At 52.8% G+C, this 20816-nt stretch carries 18 protein-coding genes and 1 pseudogene; 6 read left to right on the forward strand and 13 right to left on the reverse strand.

The window, feature by feature from the left end; all coding sequences use genetic code 11:
- The first annotated feature begins 59 nt into the window (after positions 1-59).
- Both hisG and hisD read left to right on the forward strand, forming a co-directional pair.
- Positions 60-698: an ATP phosphoribosyltransferase gene (hisG, locus tag ACNRUY_RS11460; protein WP_488111773.1), complete on the forward strand. Its 639-nt coding sequence runs from the start codon at positions 60-62 to the stop codon at positions 696-698.
- A complete protein-coding gene (gene hisD, locus ACNRUY_RS11465; RefSeq protein WP_488111774.1) occupies positions 695-2029 on the forward strand; it encodes a histidinol dehydrogenase in 1335 nt (444 codons plus the stop codon). The genes hisG and hisD overlap by 4 nt, the downstream gene beginning before the upstream one ends.
- A 220-nt stretch (positions 2030-2249) precedes the next feature.
- On the opposite strand, the gene ACNRUY_RS11470 is transcribed toward hisD, so the two are convergent.
- From ACNRUY_RS11470 to ACNRUY_RS11485, 4 genes and pseudogenes are all read right to left on the reverse strand, one after another.
- Positions 2250-3467 (reverse strand): quaternary amine ABC transporter ATP-binding protein, encoded by a 1218-nt coding sequence (locus ACNRUY_RS11470; RefSeq protein WP_488111775.1) that lies wholly within the window; start codon positions 3465-3467, stop codon positions 2250-2252.
- Positions 3460-4359: an ABC transporter permease gene (locus tag ACNRUY_RS11475; RefSeq protein WP_488111776.1), complete on the reverse strand. Its 900-nt coding sequence runs from the start codon at positions 4357-4359 to the stop codon at positions 3460-3462. The genes ACNRUY_RS11470 and ACNRUY_RS11475 overlap by 8 nt, the downstream gene beginning before the upstream one ends.
- 45 nt (positions 4360-4404) lie before the next feature.
- Positions 4405-5410, reverse strand: a pseudogene (locus ACNRUY_RS11480) (ABC transporter substrate-binding protein).
- Positions 5411-5532: 122 nt separating this feature from the next.
- The gene (locus ACNRUY_RS11485) at positions 5533-6012 is read right to left on the reverse strand and encodes a MarR family winged helix-turn-helix transcriptional regulator (protein WP_488111777.1); all 480 of its coding nucleotides are present in this window, start codon (positions 6010-6012) and stop codon (positions 5533-5535) included.
- Positions 6013-6221: 209 nt separating this feature from the next.
- Here ACNRUY_RS11485 and betT point away from each other — a divergent pair, with 209 nt between their 5' ends.
- Positions 6222-8213 carry a choline BCCT transporter BetT gene (gene betT, locus ACNRUY_RS11490; protein ID WP_488111778.1) on the forward strand — a complete coding sequence of 664 codons (1992 nt, stop codon included), beginning with the start codon at positions 6222-6224 and terminating at the stop codon, positions 8211-8213.
- 106 nt (positions 8214-8319) lie between these two features.
- Here the strand turns inward: betT and ACNRUY_RS11495 are convergent, their stop codons facing one another.
- From ACNRUY_RS11495 to ACNRUY_RS11525, 7 genes are all read right to left on the reverse strand, one after another.
- A complete protein-coding gene (locus ACNRUY_RS11495) occupies positions 8320-9222 on the reverse strand; it encodes a glucosamine kinase nucleotide-binding domain-containing protein (protein ID WP_488111791.1) in 903 nt (300 codons plus the stop codon).
- Between the two features lie 3 nt (positions 9223-9225).
- Positions 9226-9999, reverse strand: a complete 774-nt coding sequence (gene chbG, locus ACNRUY_RS11500) for a chitin disaccharide deacetylase (RefSeq protein WP_488111779.1) — start codon at positions 9997-9999, stop codon at positions 9226-9228.
- Between the two features lie 41 nt (positions 10000-10040).
- Positions 10041-11348: a 6-phospho-beta-glucosidase gene (locus ACNRUY_RS11505; RefSeq protein WP_488111780.1), complete on the reverse strand. Its 1308-nt coding sequence runs from the start codon at positions 11346-11348 to the stop codon at positions 10041-10043.
- Positions 11349-11398: 50 nt separating this feature from the next.
- Entirely contained in the window at positions 11399-12394 is a 996-nt protein-coding gene (locus tag ACNRUY_RS11510) for a LacI family DNA-binding transcriptional regulator (RefSeq protein ID WP_488111781.1), read from the reverse strand.
- A gap of 78 nt (positions 12395-12472) precedes the next feature.
- A complete protein-coding gene (locus ACNRUY_RS11515) occupies positions 12473-12775 on the reverse strand; it encodes a PTS lactose/cellobiose transporter subunit IIA (protein ID WP_488111782.1) in 303 nt (100 codons plus the stop codon).
- 79 nt (positions 12776-12854) lie between these two features.
- Positions 12855-14183 (reverse strand): PTS sugar transporter subunit IIC, encoded by a 1329-nt coding sequence (locus ACNRUY_RS11520; RefSeq protein ID WP_488111783.1) that lies wholly within the window; start codon positions 14181-14183, stop codon positions 12855-12857.
- Positions 14184-14227: 44 nt separating this feature from the next.
- Positions 14228-14539 carry a PTS sugar transporter subunit IIB gene (locus ACNRUY_RS11525; protein WP_488111784.1) on the reverse strand — a complete coding sequence of 104 codons (312 nt, stop codon included), beginning with the start codon at positions 14537-14539 and terminating at the stop codon, positions 14228-14230.
- A 714-nt stretch (positions 14540-15253) separates the two neighbouring features.
- Between ACNRUY_RS11525 and ACNRUY_RS11530 the strand changes: the two genes are divergently transcribed.
- The gene (locus ACNRUY_RS11530; protein ID WP_488111785.1) at positions 15254-16579 is read left to right on the forward strand and encodes an OprD family outer membrane porin; all 1326 of its coding nucleotides are present in this window, start codon (positions 15254-15256) and stop codon (positions 16577-16579) included.
- Between the two features lie 87 nt (positions 16580-16666).
- Here ACNRUY_RS11530 and ACNRUY_RS11535 read toward each other — a convergent pair whose 3' ends face one another.
- Positions 16667-17773, reverse strand: a complete 1107-nt coding sequence (locus tag ACNRUY_RS11535; RefSeq protein ID WP_488111786.1) for a S1C family serine protease — start codon at positions 17771-17773, stop codon at positions 16667-16669.
- A gap of 140 nt (positions 17774-17913) precedes the next feature.
- Here ACNRUY_RS11535 and ACNRUY_RS11540 point away from each other — a divergent pair, with 140 nt between their 5' ends.
- Together ACNRUY_RS11540 and ACNRUY_RS11545 are read left to right on the forward strand one after the other, a co-directional pair.
- Positions 17914-18687 carry a Nif3-like dinuclear metal center hexameric protein gene (locus ACNRUY_RS11540; protein WP_488111787.1) on the forward strand — a complete coding sequence of 258 codons (774 nt, stop codon included), beginning with the start codon at positions 17914-17916 and terminating at the stop codon, positions 18685-18687.
- A gap of 237 nt (positions 18688-18924) precedes the next feature.
- Entirely contained in the window at positions 18925-20241 is a 1317-nt protein-coding gene (locus tag ACNRUY_RS11545) for an anaerobic C4-dicarboxylate transporter family protein (protein WP_488111788.1), read from the forward strand.
- A gap of 90 nt (positions 20242-20331) precedes the next feature.
- On the opposite strand, the gene ACNRUY_RS11550 is transcribed toward ACNRUY_RS11545, so the two are convergent.
- Positions 20332-20640, reverse strand: a complete 309-nt coding sequence (locus ACNRUY_RS11550; protein WP_488111789.1) for a hypothetical protein — start codon at positions 20638-20640, stop codon at positions 20332-20334.
- Positions 20641-20816 lie beyond the last annotated feature (176 nt).

Consider the following 20816-nt stretch of genomic DNA (forward strand, 5'->3'; position numbering starts at 1 on the left):
CTATGAAGGGCCGCTCACTTCAAATTTTTCATAGAACAAAAAGGAAGCCTGAGAGAAGTATGTCGAGTCAGATCACCATTGCGCTGTCCAAGGGGCGCATCCTCAAAGAAACCCTCCCCCTGCTTGAAGCAGCGGGTATTGAACCCGCCGAGGACCCAGGCAAAAGCCGCAAACTGGTGATACCGACCACCCATCCCCACGTGAACCTTCTGATTGTCCGGGCCAGTGATGTGCCGACTTATGTGGAGTATGGGGCAGCGGATATGGGCGTTGCCGGCAAAGACGTTCTTCTTGAGCATGGTTCCCCGGAGCTTTATGAACCGCTGGATCTGAATATTGCCCGCTGCAAGTTGATGACGGCGGGAAAGACCGGGGCACAAGCGCCCAGAGGCCGACTGAAAGTGGCTACCAAGTTTGTCAATATTGCTAAGCAATACTACGCTTCCCAAGGCGTTCAGGCGGATATTATCAAACTGTATGGCTCTATGGAGCTGGCCCCTCTGGTGGGGCTGGCAGATATCATTATTGATGTGGTGGATACGGGGAATACCCTCAGAGCCAATGGCCTCGAACCCCGGGATCTGATCACTGAGATCAGCTCAAGAATGGTGGTTAACAAAGCTTCCATGAAGGTGAAACATGAGCGAATCAGCCAGTTGCTGAGCCAGCTGTCCAGAGCGGTGGAGGAGCGGGCATGACTCTTGATAAACGGCTGAGCGATACATTGGCTCCCAAAAGGCTTGACTACCTCAGTGCCGGGTTTTCTTCTGAGCTTGACCAGCTACTGGCCTGGGAATCTGTTTCAAACGACGATGTTCAAACACAGGTGAAAGCCATTATTGAGCAGGTTCGGCAGTGGGGGGATCAGGCTCTTATAGAATACACCTGTCGCTTTGACCGCCGGGAGATGAAAGCAGCGTCTGAGCTGGTGCTGGAAAAAGAACGGCTTCAACAAGCCTTGAGTCGAATCCCAGGGGAGCAGCGCAATGCTCTTGAAGCGGCGGCACAGAGAATCCGCAGTTATCATGAGCATCAGAAGCAGGAATCCTGGCGCTACCAGGAAGAGGATGGCACGGTGCTGGGCCAGCAGGTCTGTCCCATGGACCGGGTCGGGCTCTATGTCCCCGGTGGCCGGGCGGCTTACCCTTCCTCTGTTTTGATGAATGCGATACCGGCTTCCGTGGCCGGGGTGCCTGAAGTGGTCATGGTGGTTCCCACACCGGATGGAGAGGTGAATGAACTGGTGTTGGCGGCGGCCTGTGTTGCCGGTGTTAACCGGGTGTTCACCGTGGGGGGCGCCCAGGCAATTGCAGCGCTGGCCTACGGAACTGCAACGATTCCCAAAGTGGATAAGATTGTTGGCCCGGGCAACATCTATGTGGCCACCGCCAAGCGGGAAGTGTTTGGCCAGGTGGGGATTGATATGATTGCTGGACCCTCGGAGATTCTGGTGGTCTGTGACGGCCAGAGTGACCCCGACTGGGTGGCCATGGATCTGTTTTCCCAGGCGGAACACGATGAAGATGCCCAGGCCATTTTGATTTCTCCGGATTCCGGGTTTCTTGACCGGGTGCTGGAGAGTATGAACCGTTTGCTGCCGTCCATGGAAAGGAAGGCGATTATCCTTGCTTCTATCAATGATCGCGGTGCCTTTATTCACGTGCCTGACCTGAAGGCGGCCTGTGAACTGACCAACCGAATTGCCCCGGAACATCTTGAACTGTCGGTGGAAAACCCGGAAGCCTGTCTTTCGGACATTCGCCATGCCGGTGCTATTTTTATGGGGCGGTATACGGCAGAAGCGCTGGGAGATTACTGTGCCGGTCCCAATCATGTTCTGCCTACCTCCGGAACCGCGCGCTTTTCATCACCACTGGGGGTATATGATTTTCAGAAGCGTTCCTCGGTGATTCAATTCTCTGAACAGGGAGCGTCAGAGATGGGGAAAGTGGCTTCCGTGCTGGCTCGGGGAGAGTCGCTGACGGCCCATGCCCGGTCGGCGGAGTACCGTATAAAAAGTGTCGAATAAAAGGTACCGTATAAAAAGCATCGAATAAAAAGGGCGGCAGGCACGGATGACACCTGACATTTTTACAAGAGGTTAAGAAACTATTCAAAACAGGGTGAGCTGATTCATTTTAAAGTCTATGGAGAGGGGGAAGTCGTGGATCTGGGGGATCTCACCATTGAGATCCCGGTTAATGAAATCTACCAGCGATGTGACTTTTCTGAATGCTCCTGATTAAGTGTCAGGCTGGCTGATGGCTTACCGGTTCACCCAGCACTTCTGCCAGATTACTGCGACTGAGCTCCCCCTGAAGGCTGCCTACTTCATCCACAACGGGCAGGTGAAATTCCGTTTCCAGTGTTTCAGGAATCACACTTTCCAGAAGAGCGTCGGGAGATATAGCCTCCAGGGTGATCACCAGATCGGTGTTCAGCGGGGCTTCAGCATTACTCTGAACGGCTTTTTCAAGGGTTTCCTGTAGAAGAACGCCCTGATAACCGTGCTCGTTTTCATAGTAACCATACTCTTCAGGCAGCTTTTTCATTTGCTCCAGTGCTCCGCCAATGGTTTTTGCCGTAATGCGACAGGCGGGTGGGTTCATGACAGTTTCAACGGTGAGTGCCCGGGCGCGGTTAACGTCTTTTACGAAGGCTTCCACGTAGTCATTAGCGGGTTGGAGCAGTATGTCTTCCGGCCGACCCAGCTGGATCAGTTCTCCATCTTTCAGAATGGCGATGCGGTCCCCCAGCCGGAGCGCCTCATCCAGGTCGTGGGTGATAAAGACAATGGTCTTGTGCAGTTTATTCTGAAGTTCAACCAGCTGATCCTGCATTTCGCTGCGGATCAGTGGGTCCAGGGCAGAAAAGGCTTCATCCATCAGCAGTATATCGGCATCGGTACACAGCGCTCTGGCCAGTCCAACCCTTTGTTGCTGTCCCCCGGATAACTGGGACGGGTATTGGTCCTGGTAGCCTTTCAGTCCAACGGTTTCCAGCCACTCCATGGCTTTCTGCTGGCGGGTGGTTTTATTCTGGCGCTGAATGGCCAGCCCGTAACCAATGTTCTCCAGAACCGTTTTATGGGGCATCAGCCCAAAACGCTGGAATACCATAGACATCTTGTGTCGTCTGAATTGCTCAAGGGCTTTTCGATTCAGTTTCATGACATCAATGCCATCCACCAGAATCTGCCCTTCAGTGGGGTCAATCAGGCGGTTAAAGTGACGAATCAGTGTGGATTTTCCAGAGCCGGACAGCCCCATAATCACAAAGATTTCCCCCCGCTTGATGGAGAGGCTGATGTCCTTCAGGCCAAGGGTGTGGCCGGTGTTTTCCAGCAGCTCATCTTTGCCAATGCCCTGGTGGACCTGCTCCATCACTGTTTCTGGTTTAGGGCCAAAGACTTTGTAGAGCTGTTTTATTTCGATTAAAGGTGCCGATATTTGCTGGTTGTTATGCATGGCCCATGCCCTCTCTGTGGGTCTGGGTGCGCTTTGCCCAGGCCTGGGAAACCCGGTCAAAAATGATGGCCAGGGCGACAATGGCCAGGCCGTTCAACAGTCCCAAGGTAAAATACTGGTTGGTGATGGATTTCAGTACCGGCTGGCCCAGGCCTTTTACCCCGATCATGGAGGCTATGACCACCATGGCCAGGGCCATCATAATGGTCTGGTTGATGCCGGCCATAATGGTGGGCATGGCCAGGGGCAGCTGAACCCCAAACAGTCTCTGTGCAGGGCTTGCTCCGTAGGCTGTTGCGGCTTCCAGAACCTCTTTGTCCACCAGACGGATGCCAAGGTTGGTCAGCCGGATAACCGGGGGAATGGCGTAAATGATGACCGCAATCAGCCCCGGGATTTTGCCAATCCCCAGCAGCATCACCACGGGAATCAGGTACACAAAGGCGGGCATGGTCTGCATGACATCCAGTATCGGGGTGACGATGCTTTGAACTCTGTCAGATCGGGCCATGGCAATGCCAATGGGAATTCCCATCAAAATCGCCAGCAGCGTGCACACCGTGATCATGCTCAAGGTGCGCATGGTGTTGTCCCACATGCCAAAATAACCAATGGCCAGCAGGGTGACCACCACGGCGCCTGCCAGCTTCCAGGAGCGGCTGGCACCATAGACGAGCATGGTCAGGCAGCCCAGAACCAGCCACCAGGGGGACTGAAGAAGCAGCTGTTCAAACCAGACCAGAAACTCCAGAAGTGGGTCAAAAAGGGCTTCAATGGTATCACCATGCTCCCTTGAGAAGTTCCGATAGGCGCTGTCCAGAGTCTTTCGGATCGCCACGAGATCGCCCCGTTCCATCTGGGGGAATTCCGTAAGCCAGGGTTTATCTGACATGGTATAACCTTTTATTGTACAACCGACACGCACCGTGGGATTCAATCAAAGCCTTTTCAGGGCTTTTTCGACTTTTTCCGATACATCACTGGTGAGCCATCCCTGCCACAGATCCCGGTGGTTTTTCAGAAAGTATTCCATGGCGATTTCACCGTCCGCCTGGTTGTCTTCCATCCAGGCCAGCAGGCGGTTCAGGTCGGCGTTGGTTAATGATCGTTTCTGGAGGTAGTCATAGGCTGCCGGAGCATCTGTGGCAAACTGTTCAGTGGTGACTGTATGTACAGGCGACGGTGGGTACATGGTCACTTTCGGGGAAAGACAGTCGCTCTGGGTGGTGCAGTTCACATACTCTTTTGGGTCGACCCCGCTACCAAAGTCCACCTTCACCATCTCATACTTGCCCAGGATGGCGGTGGGTGCCCAGTAGTAGCCAAACCAGGGCTCCTGCCAGGCCGGCACCGGAGCCCGGATCAAGCAGCTCAAAGCCTGCCTCTTCCAGTTTCAGTGCCGTAAACAGGTTGCCGGAGGTGGTCTGGCAGTTCCAGCCTGCGGGACAACCATAGAAAGCGCTGAGGTCCGGGTTTTCAGGGTGTTTGAACAGGCGGGCCTGTTTGCGAATGCCCTCAATGGTGGCCAGGGAGGGGTCTTTGTCCACCAGGTATTTCGGTATCCAGAAGCCTTCTTCCCCTCCGTCAATCAGGGCCTTGCCGGCATACCGGAGCCGTTTTTCCTCAACCCCTTTGTCCAGTGCCGCTTTCATGGAGTTACTCCAGAGTTCCGGTGCGATATCAGGCTCTCCTTTTTCAACCATTGAGGTTCCGGTGGGCATCGTATCGCCGGGCACGAGCTCTGCCTTACAGCCAAAGCCGTGATTCAGAATGAACTGGTCAATATGGGCAATGACCGTGGCTGAGTTCCAGTTCATGTCAGCAATGGTCACTTTGCCACAGCCTTCACTGGCATGAAGTGATCCGGAAGCAAGTGTGATGAAAAGGGCGGAGGAGGCTATCTGCAGTTTTTTCAGGGGCTTTTTCAGAAGAGGGGTGTTCATGTATTTGTTCAATCTATGGCTTGTTATTTTTTCCATAGATTACAGAACTAATCATTAGACATCAAACTAACTAATGGTTATAAACGACTGCTCACCGCTTTAAAGTCCTTTTTTTCAAACGGCTAGGAGACAATGGCCTCGATATCCAGAACCGGGGCTGCGTCTATGGTCTCTGCATCCATCATATTGGCGACCCGCTGCAATGCCGACAGAAGTTGGGTTTTTTCCCAGTCTTCCAAAGCGTCAAAACGATCAATGAATTTTTCATGAAGCAGGGGGGGGGCGTCGGCAAGAACCGTTCTGCCTGCTTCTGTCAGTCGGGCATTGACGATGCGCTTATCCAGGGAGCTTCGAACCCGCTCAATGAGCTGGCGGCTTTCCAGTCGGTTGAGGATGGTGGTGACTGTTGCCTGACTCAGGGAGACATTCTGGGCCACCCGGCGTACCGTGACATCACCCAGCTGCTCAATGGCTCTCAGAACCATGACCTGAGGAATGGTGAGGCCACAAACCTTGGTCATTCGTTTTGAGTGTAAATCCGTGGCGCGGATAATCTGTCGGAGGGAAACCAGAACATCGTTCCAGTAAGGAGTCTCTGTCATTACACTTCACTGCTGCAATTATTGAGGTGCCGGAAGGCTTATGTTCGCGTACATCATAAAGGGGTGCCGTACATGACGCTTTTTGCCACAAAGTGCCGGAGAATACAATGGATGATTTGATGTCTAATCTTTATAGGTGTAATATTTAATGTCTTCAGTTGCCTGAGAATGGTTTATGTTGTATCCACTTCTACAGGGGCTTCCTGCACATGTCTGAAATGACGTCTTCAAGATTGTCCTCTTCTTTTTTACCCAAGTACTCTCTCAACCCTCCCGTCTTCTGGGGATCAGCTCTGATTCTGTTCCTTATGGTGGGATACACCACGGTTTTTCCCAGGGATGCGGATGTCCGCTTTGGTCACCTGCAGGCCAGCATAATGGCCAATGCCAGCTGGTTTTACGTGACGGCGGTGGCGATTATTTTTCTTCTTGTGGTATTTCTCGGTTTTTCCCGCTACGGGGACATCAAGCTGGGGCTTGACCACTCCGAACCGGACTACAATTTTGGCTCCTGGTTTGCCATGCTCTTTTCTGCGGGTATGGGGATTGGTCTGATTTTTTTTGGGGTGGGCGAACCCGTCATGCACTTCCTGGAGCCTCCGGTAGGACAGGCGGGCACTATTGACGCGGCCAGGAACGCTCTGGGCATCACCTTTTTTCACTGGGGGCTTCATGCCTGGGCTATCTATGCCATTGTGGCCCTGATTCTGGCGTTCTTCTGTTACCGGCACGGCTTGCCACTGACGCTTCGTTCGGCTTTGTACCCCCTGATGGGGGAGCGGATTTACGGAGCGGTCGGTCATTGTATCGATATTTTTGCGATACTTGGTACCGTGCTTGGTGTAGCTACGACCATGGGATTTGGGGTTCTCCAGGTGAATTCCGGTCTGAACTACCTGTTTGATGTTGAAGTGAGTACAACTGTTCAGGTCTATCTGATCATTGGTATTTCGGGGTTGGCAACAGTATCGGTGGCTTCTGGTCTGGACAAGGGGATCCGTGTGCTTTCAGAAGTGAACCTTCTGATGGCTGGGCTTCTACTGGGGTTGGTCGTACTGCTTGGTCCTACGGTATTGTTGTTGCAGATGTTCATTCAGAATACCGGCGGTTATCTGTCGGACATCGTCAACAAGACCTTTAATCTCTACGCCTATGAGCCCAATGACTGGCTCGGGGGCTGGACCCTGTTTTACTGGGCCTGGTGGTTATCGGTATCGCCCTTTGTGGGGATGTTCATTGCCCGTATTTCCAGAGGACGGACGATTCGGGAGTTCGTATGCGGCGTACTGCTGGTGCCGGTTATCCTGACCTTTCTCTGGATGACCGTTTTTGGCAATACCTCCATTGACCTGATCATGAATCATGGGGCTACGGAGCTGGCCGGGGTGGTGCAGCAGGATGTGTCGCTGGCGCTGTTCAAGTTTCTTGAATACTTTCCCATGTCCGGGTTTCTGTCGTTTATTGCCATTGTGATGGTGGTGGTTTTCTTTGTCACTACGGCTGATTCCAGTGCCATGGTGATTGATATGCTGGCCTCCGGTGGAGACACCAAGGCGCCAGCCTGGCAGAGAGTGTTCTGGTCCTGCCTGATTGGTGTGGTAGCGCTGGTCCTGATGTTGATGGGAGGTCTCAAGGCGCTTCAGGCGGTCACCATTGCCACAGCGCTGCCATTTACCCTGGTATTGCTGGTTGCGGCCTACGGGCTGTTAAGAGCCCTGGCGGTGGATGCCACCAAAAAGGAGAGCTTGGCCCAGACCACATTGACGCCCAAGGTGGGTCGAAAGACCATTCCTTGGCAGACCCGTCTCGCCAACCTGGTTCACTTTCCCCGCCGGAAACACGTCAACCGGTTTATTGATGACTCGGTGCTTCCTGCCATGGAGTCGGTGCAGGAGGAGCTTGAGAAACAGGGGGTTGAGAGCGATATTTCCGTGAATCCGTCCAATCATATCCCGTCCCTGGAAGTGCGTCATGGTGACGAGCATGACTTTGTTTACCGGGTGACGCCCCGTGCCTATCTTCAACCCAGCTTTATGATGGATGAAGAAGATGAGGAGGAAAGGAAGTACTTTCGGGCCGAGGTGTTTCTCCGGGAAGGGGGACAGGACTACGACATTATGGGGTACACCCGTGAGCAGGTGATCGGGGATATTATTGACCAGTATGAAAAGCATATGCACTTCCTGCATATGGTGCGTTGATCGCACAGAGCCCCATGTTGTGGGGCTCTCTACGGGTTTTCTGAAGTTGTGATTGTGTCCGATACTTTTCTTCAGAGAACTGAAGCAAGGCTTTCAGCCAATTATATCAACGGTTACATAACCTGGACGCCATCAGCAGGGCACCGTGCATGGCATCGCCTTTGGGCTGACAGGCAATGGAGGTAACGTCTTCGGGCAGCCATGGCATCACATATTGGCTCAGGCCACCCACCAGTGCGCATTGTTCAGCTCCGCGACGGTGCAGCGTTCTGATCATCATGGCGGCGTCTTCTGCGATTTCCGTAATCAACTCCAGAGCCAGTGTATCCTGACTTTCCAGGTGTTCAATCACCAGGGGGGCCAGAGCACCAAAGTCTCTTGGCAGAGCACTGTCCAGCCAGGCGACGGCCTTTTCCGGGTTGTTCTCAAAGCGAGCCATGGCGGCTTTGCTCAGGGCTGTTTCGGGTTTCATGCTTTCATGGGCCAGCAGGGCATAACGAATCAGAGCCAGGCCCAGGCTGGCACCGCTGCCATGATCTGAAATCGGAAATCCCCAGCCCCCCAGGGTTTTCATTTCTCCTTGAATCAGACTGGCGCCACAGGATCCGGTTCCCAGAATAAGGATGGCTCCGTCCTCACCATTAAAAGCCCCCATGCAGGCGGCATAGGCGTCGGTTTCCAGATAGATGCCAGCAAAAGGAAAGTTCCAGCTTAATACCAGTTCTCTCTCTTTCTGCTGATTGACCCCAGCCAGACCCAGTCCGGCATACATCCTGCCAAAGTCGTTTTTACTCAAGCCAGCCTTGTCCATGGCTTCTCGAGTGGCTTCCATGATGGCGCTGCAGGCTGCATCCAGCCCGACACGGGGATTGGCGCTGCCGGAAAAACCTTCTCCCAGGCAATTCCCCTGAAGGTCAGTGATTCTGGCGCGACAGGATGTACCACCTCCGTCTGCTCCCAGAAGCAGCGGGGAAGGTTCATTGTTGGAGACTATTTCCTGTTGAGGCATCAATCATATCTCCTGGAGGCAGCTGTAGTCAGTGATGGAAACGCCCATGTCGGACAGGGCTTGTGAAAGAGAAGGATCTGTTAAAATGGCCAGCTCCCGGGTTCTGGGAATGGCATAGCCGCTGGCTTTCAGCAGTGGCTCATCCACAAGTGCCGGGTGGGCCATCATTTCCAGTACCTGAACGTGGCTCAGCTGCTGTTTAACAATGCTTAAAAAAGTTTCCGTTGTCAGATTGTTCCCGTAAAACTCGTCGGAAAAGCCCAGTGTTGTATTCCGGTAAAGGGTCGACTCCTGAGCCGGGCGCAGAGGCACCTGGTATTCTGCAGCCAGCCGGGCTGCTATGGTCGCAACCTGGGGATGGCGATGGCAGTGGTGATGACCATCCAGGTGACTCAGGGGAATGCCCAGTTTCAGGAAGTGTTCGATCTGGGTTCGAAGCTCCTTTTCAATATGATCAGGGTTCATGGTCTGGTTATCCCAGAACTGGCCCTGGGGTTGCAGCTGGCCCTTTTTGCCGATCCCTGTTTTATCCATGAGAGAGCTGTCAGCCATAAGAGAGCCGACATTATCCGCCATTGGTCGTCCAGTGGTCAGACGCAGGTGAACCCCTACTTTGAGGCTGGGGTTCTGGAGGGCTAAATGGGCCGCATGTTCAACGGCGGGCATACCCATCATCAGTGTGGTGGAACGCACGATGCCCTGCTGGAAAGCTTCAATAATGCCCAGGTTAACCCCCCGGGTCAGGCCAAAGTCATCGGCATTGACAATCAGTTTCATGGGTTTGGCAGGGGGATTGCTCCCCCGGCTCCTGGGTAGGGTTATTGAGCAAACTGGGGCAGATATTCGCGGTTTTCAGCCAGAATATCATCCAGAATCTTTTTACCGGTGGCCATATCCGGTACCAGTGGATTCAGCGCCATGGCGGACAGAGCCTTGTCATAGTCGCCATACACGGCCGCATCAATGGCCAGGGTTTCATAGGCCTTGACCGGTTGCAGCAGCCCATTCAGGTGGGTGGGCATGGCGCCAAAGGAGACCGCATGAGCTCCGTCCGCATCCACTACCGCATTGATTTCGACCACAGCATCATCAGGAAGGTTGCTGATAGCTCCGTTGTTGCGCGTATTAACGACATTGATCGCTTTCCGGTTGTTCCAGATCGCATCCACCAGGTCCAGTGACACTTCCGAGTAATAAGCCCCACCTCGCTTTTCCAGCTGGCTGGGTTTGTGATCCAGTGTCGGGTCCGCATACAGGGTGAACAGCTCTTCTTCTGTCTTCATGACCTGTTCAGCCCGGGTACCTCCGGACTCAGCCGCTTTCAGCTCGTCTGCCAGCATGGCCTCTTTCAGATAGAAATAGCGATGGTAAGGGCAGGGAATGACTCCCAGCGCTTTCAGGAAGGCTTTATCCCAGGGCTCTTCTGTGATGTTGTTCATATTGAGGCTGGCGCCATCGCCCAGTAGCCTCAAAACTTCTTCGGTTTTATTGATTCCTTTAACCGACACTTTGTGCACCCAGACCATATGGTTGAGGCCTGCAAATTCCAGGGACGCTTCTTCGGGTTTAACGCCCAGCATCCGGGCAATGGAGTAATGCATATTGATAGGCACATTACACAGCCCCATAACCTTGACGTTGGTGTGCTTGATGACGGCTTCAGTCACCATTCCTGCAGGGTTGGTGAAGTTGATCAGCCAGGCGTCCGGCGCCAGTTCTTCAATATCACGACAAATGTCTAATATAACCGGAATGGTTCTCAGGGCTTTGGCAAAGCCTCCGGGGCCAGTGGTTTCCTGGCCGATAACGTTGTACCGGAGGGGGATTCGCTCGTCTCTGGCCCGTGCGGCGAGTCCGCCAACACGGAACTGTGACATCACGAACCGGGCTCCCCGGATGCCTTCGCGGCGGTCCAGGGTGGCGGTAACTTTGATGTCCAGGCCTGCCTTGTCAATCATTCGCTGGCTGAGTTCGGCGATAATATCGAGTTTTTTCCGGCCGTCTTCTATATCTACCAGACACAGTTCGGTGACTGGCAGCTCACTGACACGGCGGATCATGCCGTCAACCAGCTCCGGTGTGTAGCTACTGCCACCGCCAATAATCGTCAGTTTGAGATTTTTCATGTTTGCTTCCTGGGAGGCAGACCTGTCGTCGCTGAACTGGATGGTGTGGATCACAGTTTGCGAACAGACTCCCGTTGTCGTAATTCTGGTTGAAACCGTTTCAGTACCGGTAAAGGCGTGTCATTCATCAGTGCAGACAGTGCCTGTGAGGCTTCTGCTGCCATTTCTTTGATGGGGAAGTGAACGGTGGTTACTTTGGGGGTCAGCATGGTGCAGACGCTGACACTGTCAAAACTGACAATGGATATGTCGCTGGGAACCCGCATGCCTCGCTCCCTGAACAGGTCAAAGGCACCCACGCACATCTCTTCACTACAGGAATAGACGGCAGTGATATCCGGGTGACGGTCCAGCACCGACTTCATGGCCTGGTAGCCTCCTTCCCGGTCATAGTCCGCTTCTGCTACCAGAGACTCGTCCACCTCAATATGATGATCCCGAAGGGCCTGTTCATAACCCTGGAAACGGAGCCGGGCAGTCAGCCTTTCCCTGGGGCCCGCCAGACAGGCGATTTTTCGATGGCCATTACTGATCAGGTGGTTAACGGCGGTTTTGCCGGCTTCTGCGTGTTCAAAAGCAACGCACCGCCCTTCAAGGCCATCGACTTTTCGATCGAGAAGAATAAAGGGTGTTTCTCCGTGAGACAGTTCGATCAGTTCTTCGTCATACAAATTCCGGGCGTGGAGAATAAGACCGTCGCAGCGCATGTCGGTGAATCGCTGGATAGCCTGCTGTTCACTCTCCCTTGATCGTTTGCCACGACCTACCAGCAGGAACTTGCCCTGTTGGTCCATCTCTTCCTGGACTTCGGCCATGAGCTCGGCAAAAAAGGTGCCTCGATAAGACGTTACTACCAGTCCAACCGTATTTGATGAGGAGGTCGCCAGTGACCGGGCCAGAGGGTTTGGCCGGTAATTCAGCTTTTTCATGGCATCATGAACCCGGGTGCGGGTTGCTTCCCGGATCTGGCCTGTGTTGTTCAGAACCCGGGATACCGTAGCTCTGGATACACCGGCCAGTTCCGCTACGTCCTTTATGCTTGCCATTGTTGTCTCTCCTAATCCCGGTCTTTGCGTACTGGTGATGTCGCGCAGCTGTACGTTCAGTGTCCGCAGAATAATTGTTCAGTCAAGGCGTTGATAGAGACGAACCATCTCTTCAACCAGATCCTGGGCCAGCATGGAATTCATCAGGTGATCCTGGGCGTGAACCATCACCAGTGACAGTGGTACCCTGCCCTGGCCATCGGCAGCAATCAGAGCTGTCTGTATTTTGTGGGCCAGCCTTCCTGCCTCCCTGGAGGCGGCCAGGGACTCTTCTGATTTATCGAACTCACCGTTGCGCGCATGGGCCAGTGCCTCAAAGGCGAGGCTTTTGGCTTCACCGGATTTAACGATCAGCTCCATGGTGACGCTTTCAATATCCATCATTATCTCCAAAACGGGGTTTTCAGGCACCCGCCTGTGAGAAGGCTCTCAGGCAGGTGGTGATGTTTTTCTTTTTTGTTCAGGCAGTGGCTGGTTTGCCGGCTGCAGCATTGCTGGTACTGGACAGGTTGGCTTTTTCTTCGGCCAGAATTTGCTTTTCAAACACCTTGAAGAAGGGGTAGTACAGCAGGATATCGAGCACGATCAGCAGTGCGGTCAGAATGGTGGCGCTCAGTGCCCAGCCAGAACCCCAGGCAGAGCCGATCAGGGCGGGAGTGGTCCATGGTGTCACGGCAATGGCTTTGGCGACAATGCCAGTGCTGACGGCAAAGTAGGCAATGATGGCGTTGATCATGGGCACGAACACAAAGGGAATGAACAGTGTGGCGTTCATTACCACCGGGGCTCCGAACATGACCGGCTCGTTGATCTGGAAGACTCCGGGCAGGAAGCTCATACGGCCGACGCTACGCAGGTGAGTGGCACGACTGAAGCTCATCAGGGCGACCAGGGCCAGGGTTGCACCGGCTCCGCCAATAAAGATGTAGAAGTCCCAGAAAGGCTGGGTGAACAAGTTGGGTACAGGCTCTCCAGCGGCATAGGCGGCGGCATTGGCGCCGATATTGGCCAGGAAAATAGGCGACATGATACCAACAACGATGTTGGCACCGTGGATTCCGGCAAACCACAGCAGTTGGCTCAGCAGGATGGCGCCGAGAATCGCAGGCAGGCTATTGGAGGCAGAGACCAGAGGTTTGAACAGGGTCATTACCGCTTCAGGAATCTGCATTTCAAAGCTGGTCTGGATATACAGGCTGACGGGATACAGGGTCAGGAAGATGGCCAGGACTGGAATCAGCAGGGCAAACGAGGCGGCAATGGCAGGGGGAACCTGCTCTGGCATGCGAATGGTGATGTTGTATTTCCGCAACAGCCGGGTCAGTTCTACAGAGTAATAGGCGACCAGAAGCGCAGTGAAAATCCCGGTGCCGCCGAAGTGGTTCAGGGGCAGTGCCCAGCCCTTTTCAGGAGCGGCGACCAGCAGGAATGACATGGCGGACAGTGCGGCAGCCCCAATGGGGTCCATTTTGTAGGAGCGGGCCAGGCTGTAGGCAACCCCCATGGTGATGAACAGGGACATGATGCCCATGCTCATGGTCCATGGCATGACAATGGTAGGCCGGTGTTCGGCAACAAAGTCCAGCCATAGACGTCCGAAGGCGTTAGTGGTGTCTGCTGCGAACGGAGGGTTGGCAAAAATAAGGATAAAGCTGCCGACAATGATAAATGGCATTGCCACCAGGAAGCCGTCACGCAGGGCTGTTATGTGTCGCTGAGAGCCGAGCTTGCCTGCGATGGGCCCCAGCGTCTGTTCTACGAATTGTATTAACTGGTCATACAGTTTCATGGTTAACCCCCATTCGATGCAGTTGTTTTTATCTGCTGCTGTTTTTATTCGCTGTCCAGCAGGGCCAGGGCCTGGTCAAGGACCTGGCCGCCTTTCATCATGCCGTAGGCCATTGGGTCAATGGCGGCCACCTGTTTGTTCAGTTCTGCGGCTTGCTTCTGAAAGTCCGCCAGCTTGAATTTCACCTGGGGTCCAAGAAGGCAGACGTCGTACTGTTCAATAGCGTCATCAAACTCCGCCATGGGGACGGCCGCGATTTCCACTTCAAGGTCACGTTCAGTGGCAGCCTGTTCCATTTTTTTTACCAGCATGCTGGTGGACATGCCTGCGCTGCAGCAGAGAAATATCTTTTTCATGTGTCTGGCTCCGTTATTCCGCCTTAACCGGTTCAATCGCACTGCTCCAGTTCCACCCTGCAGATACTTTCAGGATCTGGGTTGAGCTGGAGCCTGGCCGTGGAATTCTCAATGCTCTCAAAACACCGTCAATGAAATCATAATCCGAAGGTGAATGGCAACCGGTTTCTGTAACCGGTTACATTTGTAGAATTCGGAACCTGTTCTGGATGTGCAGGTTACTGCTAACCCCTGTGGATACTGGAGGTTGGAGCAGTAAAGCCAAAAGTGGTCGGCAGGTTTGAGTGACTTCTAAGAAAATCGCCCTTTTCTGAGATGGTTGAGAGCATAATTTCCATGATTCCTGTCAATATTCGAGATTGAATCTGAAGTTGATTCCAGAAAAATTATCAGGATTTTGATCCATGACAATTTACGTAGAAAAATCTTGTAACCGGTTACGGAAACCGGTTACATTTTTAAAAACGCAAACATAGAATACAAAGCGTTGACAAAAAACACGGTTTTCTGACCGGTTGATCACACTGATTAAAACGGATGAAAGGCCAGCCAACCGGCTTTTCTTTGCTGAATCATTCTTCACCTGAAAAGAAGAAAGTGACCACTTGAGAGTAATGGGGAGTAGGTATGTTCAAGAGATCCATACTGGCGACAGCTGTCCTTGCGGCTACAGTCAGTTCAACTGCTTTTGCTGTTGATACAACAGATGATTCCATGTACACCGCAGCAGAAAGTACCGGGAATGCTTTTTTTGATGATGCCACGATTACCGGAGGTATCTACGGTATTTCCCGTAAGCGTGACCGGTATAGTGTTACCGATGGCAAGATGGTTAAAAACCTTGACCATACTTCAGTACAGACCAATGTTGATGTCAGCTCAGGTTATCTTAATGGTTTCTTTGGTGTTGATTTTGGTGCTTTTGCATCTGCAGACTTGCGGCAGAATGCCGGGGTTGATCATGAAATGAACTTCTTCCCATGGGATAATCCCTATGATCCAAACTGGGCCAATGACCAGGCCGATAACGGTGGCAGCATTTACAAAGCGGCTTTGAAGTTCAAGATTGCCAATGCCTGGGCTCGTGCTGGTTATATCCAGCCTTCCGGCCCTGGAGGCCTTGGAGTGAACTGGAGCTTTCTGCCGGGCACATATCGTGGCGCACAGGCCGGTGCAGACTTTGGAAACTTGAGTGTCGCTTACATGTGGGCTGATGAATACAAGGCCCCCTGGTTCCAGGATACATACAGTTTTCGTACCAAGAGCCCGGACGCCAATATTGGTGGTGCAGGGGATGAAGCTCGTGACAAGGAAATTGATTATGTGCACTCCATTGGAGCTGTGTATACCTTCGACAATGGTCTGAAGCTTGATGCTGCCTTCTCTCAGTCAAAGGATTACATTGATACCTATCACTTTAAGGTGAAGCATGGCTTTGACGTGATGAATGGACAGCTCGATTTGAGCTACCAGTATTACGGCGCTAAAGACGGTGGTGATTACGATATTTACGACGGCAATGCCTGGCAGCAGGCATTGACTGCTTCGTTCAAAAAAGGCGCTTATACATTCCGTGCGGAATCAACAGTGACCAAAGCGCCGGGTGAAGTGGGCTATTTTGTGTATCGGGTGACTGGCCCTTATGGTTCTTCTAACGGAGCCTATGATATTTGGTGGGATGCTCGTTCAGACTGGAACCACGATGGGGAAAAAGCCGTGTTTGCCGGTGTTTGGCGTGACCTGGCTGATCTGGGCAAGCCCGGCTGGAATGTGGGGGCATCTTACGTATATGGCTGGGGTGGCAAACCTTCGTCTGATGCTGGAGTGACGAATCCCAATGCTGAGTTGAAAGAAGAGGCATTCAACCTGGATGTGGGATATACCTTCCAGAGTGGAGACTGGAAAGGTACCCGCATTACTGCCCATATGACGAAATACAACAACCGCTCAGGCCTGGACAGCTGGAGTAAGGAGTTTAAAAATGGCTTCCAGGATGAAAACGACATCAAGCTGATGATGGTGATTCCTTACTCTTTGTAAAGGCAATAGGCAGGCTGTCAAGCAGCCTGTTTTTTACTTCTGAAAAACCAGTGTAGTGTTGCAAGCCGGGATTTAATCCCGGTTTTTTTAATTCACAATCTTTGGTCGGGTAGTGGTTTGGGCGGTCAGTTCAATGGGGCTGCCGTTTCTGAGCACCTGCATGGTCATGGTCTGACCGGGAGTTATTCTGGCCACCATATTCATTACTTTGCGGCCGTCACTGGTACTCTGGCCATTGATGCCTGTGAGTATATCCCCCCTTTTTAATCCCGCTTTATCTGCCGGGCCCCCTTCATAAACGCCGGAGATCAGAATGCCGACCCGGGTACTGACGCCATAGGCTTCAGCCAGTGCTGAACTGAGGGGCTGGGACTCTATACCTAGCCAGCCGCGGATGACCCGGCCGTACTTGATAATGGAGTCCATGACAAAGCGGGCCATATTTGAAGGAATCACAAATCCTACTCCCTCATTGCCTCCGCCCCGTGAATACAACAATGTACTGATACCAATCAGGTCTCCATAAGCGTTGACCAGGGCACCGCCGGAGTTGCCTATGTTAATGGCGGCATCGGTCTGGATAAAATCTTCGTAGGTATTCAGCTGCAGGTCATTACGCCCGGTGGCGCTGATAATGCCCATGGTGACCGTTTGTCCAAGACCGAATGGATTGCCAATGGCCAGGACAACATCCCCGATCTCGGCTTTGCTGGAATCTACCAGATCCAGATAAGGCAGGTTTTTGAGATTGATCTTCAACACGGCCAGGTCGGTTTCCGGATCGGTGCCGATGATGGTGGCTTTGACCTCGCGGCCATCACGCAGGGCGATCATCAGCCGGTCAGCTCCCTGAATCACATGATTGTTGGTCAGGATGTAACCTTCCGGCCCCACAATCACCCCGGAGCCCTGAGGGGTTTTACTGCTGGTTCTCTGGGGCAGGGAGAGGTGGCTGTCGCTTCGCTGGGTCAGGGGTTTGGCGGAAATACTGACCACTGCGGGGGCCGCTCTTTTAACAGCATCGCTGTAGGAAACCTGGCCACTGAGGTTGAACAGCCTGCCTGCTTTTTCAACGGCTTTATTCCGGCTTTTCTCAGACACTCCGGCGTATTCAGGCTTGATCAGGATAATGAGCAGCCCGGCCAGCAAGCCAAACAGGATGGACAGTCCGATCGACTTCAGGAGTTTTTTCATTGAGTGCCTTTGCCTGGTGGTCTGTTCATGGGTTGAGCCTGGCTCTTGTTATAAAAAGCATAAAGAGACTGGAGTGGTGTGGATGCTTATAATAACGGGATCTCTTTTACTATACCTTGATCACCGGGAGGTGAGAACCTGTGGCTCTGGGAATCAAAGAACTGGTGGCGTTACTGGATCAGGAACTGAAGCCTGAATTATTTAAGGATTATTGCCCCAATGGTCTGCAGGTGGAGGCAAGTTCCGGCCCTGATACCAAAGTGGAAAAAATCGTAACCGGAGTGACGGCCTGTCAGGCCCTGATTGACCGAGCCATTGAATTAAATGCCGATGCGATTCTGGTTCATCACGGTTATTTCTGGCGTGGTGAGGAAGCCGTTATAACCGGTATGAAGCGGCGAAGGATTCAGGCTTTACTGGAAAATGAAATCAGCCTGATTGCTTACCATTTGCCCCTGGATGCCCATCCGACCCTGGGCAACAATGCTGAACTCGCCCGAAGGATGGGGTGGCAGGTATGCGGTGGTCTTGATCCGGCAGCCCGGTTACCAGTGGGTAACTGGGGGAAAACGGACAGTGCCCTGAGCCTGGCGGAGTTGGGGGAGGCTCTGGGAAGTGAGCTTGGTCGCCCCCCCCTGACCATTGCCGGTGGGGACCATGAAATTAAAACCCTGGCCTGGTGTACGGGAGCAGCGCAAAGCATGATTGATCAGGCTCTGGCGCTGGGTGTTGATGCGTTTGTCAGTGGTGAGATCTCTGAATCCACCGTGCATTTTGCCCGGGAAAACGGCATCCATTATCTCAGTGCCGGGCACCATGCCACGGAACGTTACGGTGTTCAGGCCCTGGCCCAGTGGCTTGCCCGGGAAACCGGTATTGAGCATGAATTTGTGGATATTGATTCACCGGTTTGATCAATCAAAAGCTGAGAATGCCCGGTCAATGAAAAACCACCGGGTTTCTTCTCCAATCCGGAAAAACTTGCTGTAAGTCAATTTTCTGCTGTTTCGGTCTGATTAAAATTCCACCGTTTTCCTTTCTGATAGCCCTTTCCCTGATGGTCTGCTTTCCTGGTGCTTTTAAAGAGTTGTTTTCCAGAAAACAGGTCAGGGACTGGGCTGCCTATTGACGTTTATTTTTCTGGAGCTTGCATGATCTGGTTGCAACTGGCCGTTGTTATTCTGTGTATATTGGTGGGTGCCCGAATAGGGGGTATTGGCCTTGGCCTGATGGGGGGCGTTGGTCTGGCTATTCTGAGTTTTGTGTTTGAGCTCCAGCCGACCCACCCCCCCATTGATGTGATGTTGATGATTCTGGCAGTAGTCTCTGCGGCGGCCTGTATGCAGGCCGCGGGTGGCCTGGATTATCTGGTCCAGATTGCTGAAAAAATTCTGCGCCGTAACCCTAAAAGAATTACTTTTATTGCCCCGGCGGTGACTTACACCTTTACGATGTTTGCCGGTACGGGCCATGTGGCTTATTCGGTTCTGCCGGTGATTGCTGAAGTGGCACGCCGCACCGGAGTGCGCCCGGAGCGCCCCTTGTCCATGGCGGTCATCGCCTCCCAGGTTGGCATTGTTGCCAGTCCCATTGCAGCTGCAACCGTGGCCATGCTGGCGATTCTGACCACCCGGTATGAAGTGACCCTTGGACAGATTCTGGGGACGACCATTCCGGCAACGGTGGTGGGCCTGTTTCTTGCCGCCGTTCTTACCAACAAAATGGGTAAAGAGCTGAAGGATGATCCGGAGTTTCAGCGACGGATGCAGGACCCAGAGTTCCGAAAAAAGATGGAAGCCACCAATACGGTTTCCAAAGACGTCCTGAAGCCCGGCGCTAAAATCTCGGTGATGCTGTTCCTGATGGGTGCGTTGATGGTGGTGCTGATGGGGGCCATTCCGTCCCTGCGTCCGGAGTTTAATGGTAAAGCCATGGCGATGGCGCACACCATAGAGATCATTATGCTGTCGGTGGCGGCCTTTATTGTTTGGCTGGGTAAGGCTGACGTGGCGGCTGCCAGCCGTGGCGATGTGTTCACTGCCGGTATGCGGGCCATTATTGCTATTTTCGGGATTGCCTGGCTGGGGGATACCTTCTTCAGTGCCCATGGTGTCCTGTTGAAAAGCAATATTTCCGATATGGTGCATGCGGCGCCTTGGGCTTTTGCTGTTGCCCTGTTTATCCTGTCCGTGATGGTCAACAGCCAGGGCGCGACTACCCGTACCCTGATGCCTCTGGGAGTTGCCCTGGGGCTTCCTCCCGCTTACCTGATTGCCATGTTCCCGGCGGTCAATGGTTACTTCTTCGTGCCCAACTACGGGCCCATTATTGCCTCCATTGATTTTGACAGCACCGGTACCACCCGCATCGGGAAGTATGTGTTTAACCACAGCTTTATGCTACCGGGCCTGATGGCCATTGGCTTCTCGGTCGCCGCTGGTTTTGTGTTTGGGCATATTATGTTCTGATTGGTGTTTTTTGAAGCTGGCTGAGTTTTCGGCCAGCTTGCTATACCAGTCTCAAACGGATTGCTGGTTGCTTCAGAGCTTGATTCGGTGTTATTCCTTTTTAGAGCCCATTCCTGAGCCATGACTCACCAATATAAAACAAACTGTGGCAGCGGGGTTACCAAGCTTATCCATAAGCAGTTTAATCACTTCTTCAAGTTTTTCATTTATAACTAGTAAGTTCTGTTGACCAAACAAAGACATTTGAATCAAGTTAGATTCTTTTGAGAAAAGTGGCATATGGCGGGAAAATGTAATTATGATAAGTTGATCATGGTAATTGAATAATATCCATGCCCTGTCTCCTGGCTGTAAAAGATGAGTTTGTATGGCGCTGTTCAAATTAAATGTTGCTAACATGGTCTATACTCCCTGAGCATGAGAATTGTCGTGTAAAGTGGAGTTCCAGCCATGAAACCTCAGCAATTCCAAGACATCCTGAAGTCCATACCCATGATGTCCCCAGAGCAGATCGGTGTCCTCCATAAAACTCTGCCGCCCTCACCCATTGCCGGTGATGCACAAGGTATTTCCGG

The sequence above is a fragment of the Endozoicomonas sp. Z74 genome (assembly GCF_057680865.1).

Excerpts from the sequence above, each read along its gene's own strand:
- hisG (WP_488111773.1), top strand. The coding sequence starts at position 60 with ATGTCGAGTCAGATCACCATTGCGCTGTCCAAGGGGCGCATCCTCAAA.
- hisD (WP_488111774.1), top strand. The coding sequence starts at position 695 with ATGACTCTTGATAAACGGCTGAGCGATACATTGGCTCCCAAAAGGCTT.
- ACNRUY_RS11470 (WP_488111775.1), bottom strand. The coding sequence starts at position 3,467 with ATGCATAACAACCAGCAAATATCGGCACCTTTAATCGAAATAAAACAG.
- ACNRUY_RS11475 (WP_488111776.1), bottom strand. The coding sequence starts at position 4,359 with ATGTCAGATAAACCCTGGCTTACGGAATTCCCCCAGATGGAACGGGGC.
- ACNRUY_RS11485 (WP_488111777.1), bottom strand. The coding sequence starts at position 6,012 with ATGACAGAGACTCCTTACTGGAACGATGTTCTGGTTTCCCTCCGACAG.
- betT (WP_488111778.1), top strand. The coding sequence starts at position 6,222 with ATGTCTGAAATGACGTCTTCAAGATTGTCCTCTTCTTTTTTACCCAAG.
- ACNRUY_RS11495 (WP_488111791.1), bottom strand. The coding sequence starts at position 9,222 with ATGCCTCAACAGGAAATAGTCTCCAACAATGAACCTTCCCCGCTGCTT.
- chbG (WP_488111779.1), bottom strand. The coding sequence starts at position 9,999 with ATGAAACTGATTGTCAATGCCGATGACTTTGGCCTGACCCGGGGGGTT.
- ACNRUY_RS11505 (WP_488111780.1), bottom strand. The coding sequence starts at position 11,348 with ATGAAAAATCTCAAACTGACGATTATTGGCGGTGGCAGTAGCTACACA.
- ACNRUY_RS11510 (WP_488111781.1), bottom strand. The coding sequence starts at position 12,394 with ATGGCAAGCATAAAGGACGTAGCGGAACTGGCCGGTGTATCCAGAGCT.
- ACNRUY_RS11515 (WP_488111782.1), bottom strand. The coding sequence starts at position 12,775 with ATGGATATTGAAAGCGTCACCATGGAGCTGATCGTTAAATCCGGTGAA.
- ACNRUY_RS11520 (WP_488111783.1), bottom strand. The coding sequence starts at position 14,183 with ATGAAACTGTATGACCAGTTAATACAATTCGTAGAACAGACGCTGGGG.
- ACNRUY_RS11525 (WP_488111784.1), bottom strand. The coding sequence starts at position 14,539 with ATGAAAAAGATATTTCTCTGCTGCAGCGCAGGCATGTCCACCAGCATG.
- ACNRUY_RS11530 (WP_488111785.1), top strand. The coding sequence starts at position 15,254 with ATGTACACCGCAGCAGAAAGTACCGGGAATGCTTTTTTTGATGATGCC.
- ACNRUY_RS11535 (WP_488111786.1), bottom strand. The coding sequence starts at position 17,773 with ATGAAAAAACTCCTGAAGTCGATCGGACTGTCCATCCTGTTTGGCTTG.
- ACNRUY_RS11545 (WP_488111788.1), top strand. The coding sequence starts at position 18,925 with ATGATCTGGTTGCAACTGGCCGTTGTTATTCTGTGTATATTGGTGGGT.
- ACNRUY_RS11550 (WP_488111789.1), bottom strand. The coding sequence starts at position 20,640 with ATGTTAGCAACATTTAATTTGAACAGCGCCATACAAACTCATCTTTTA.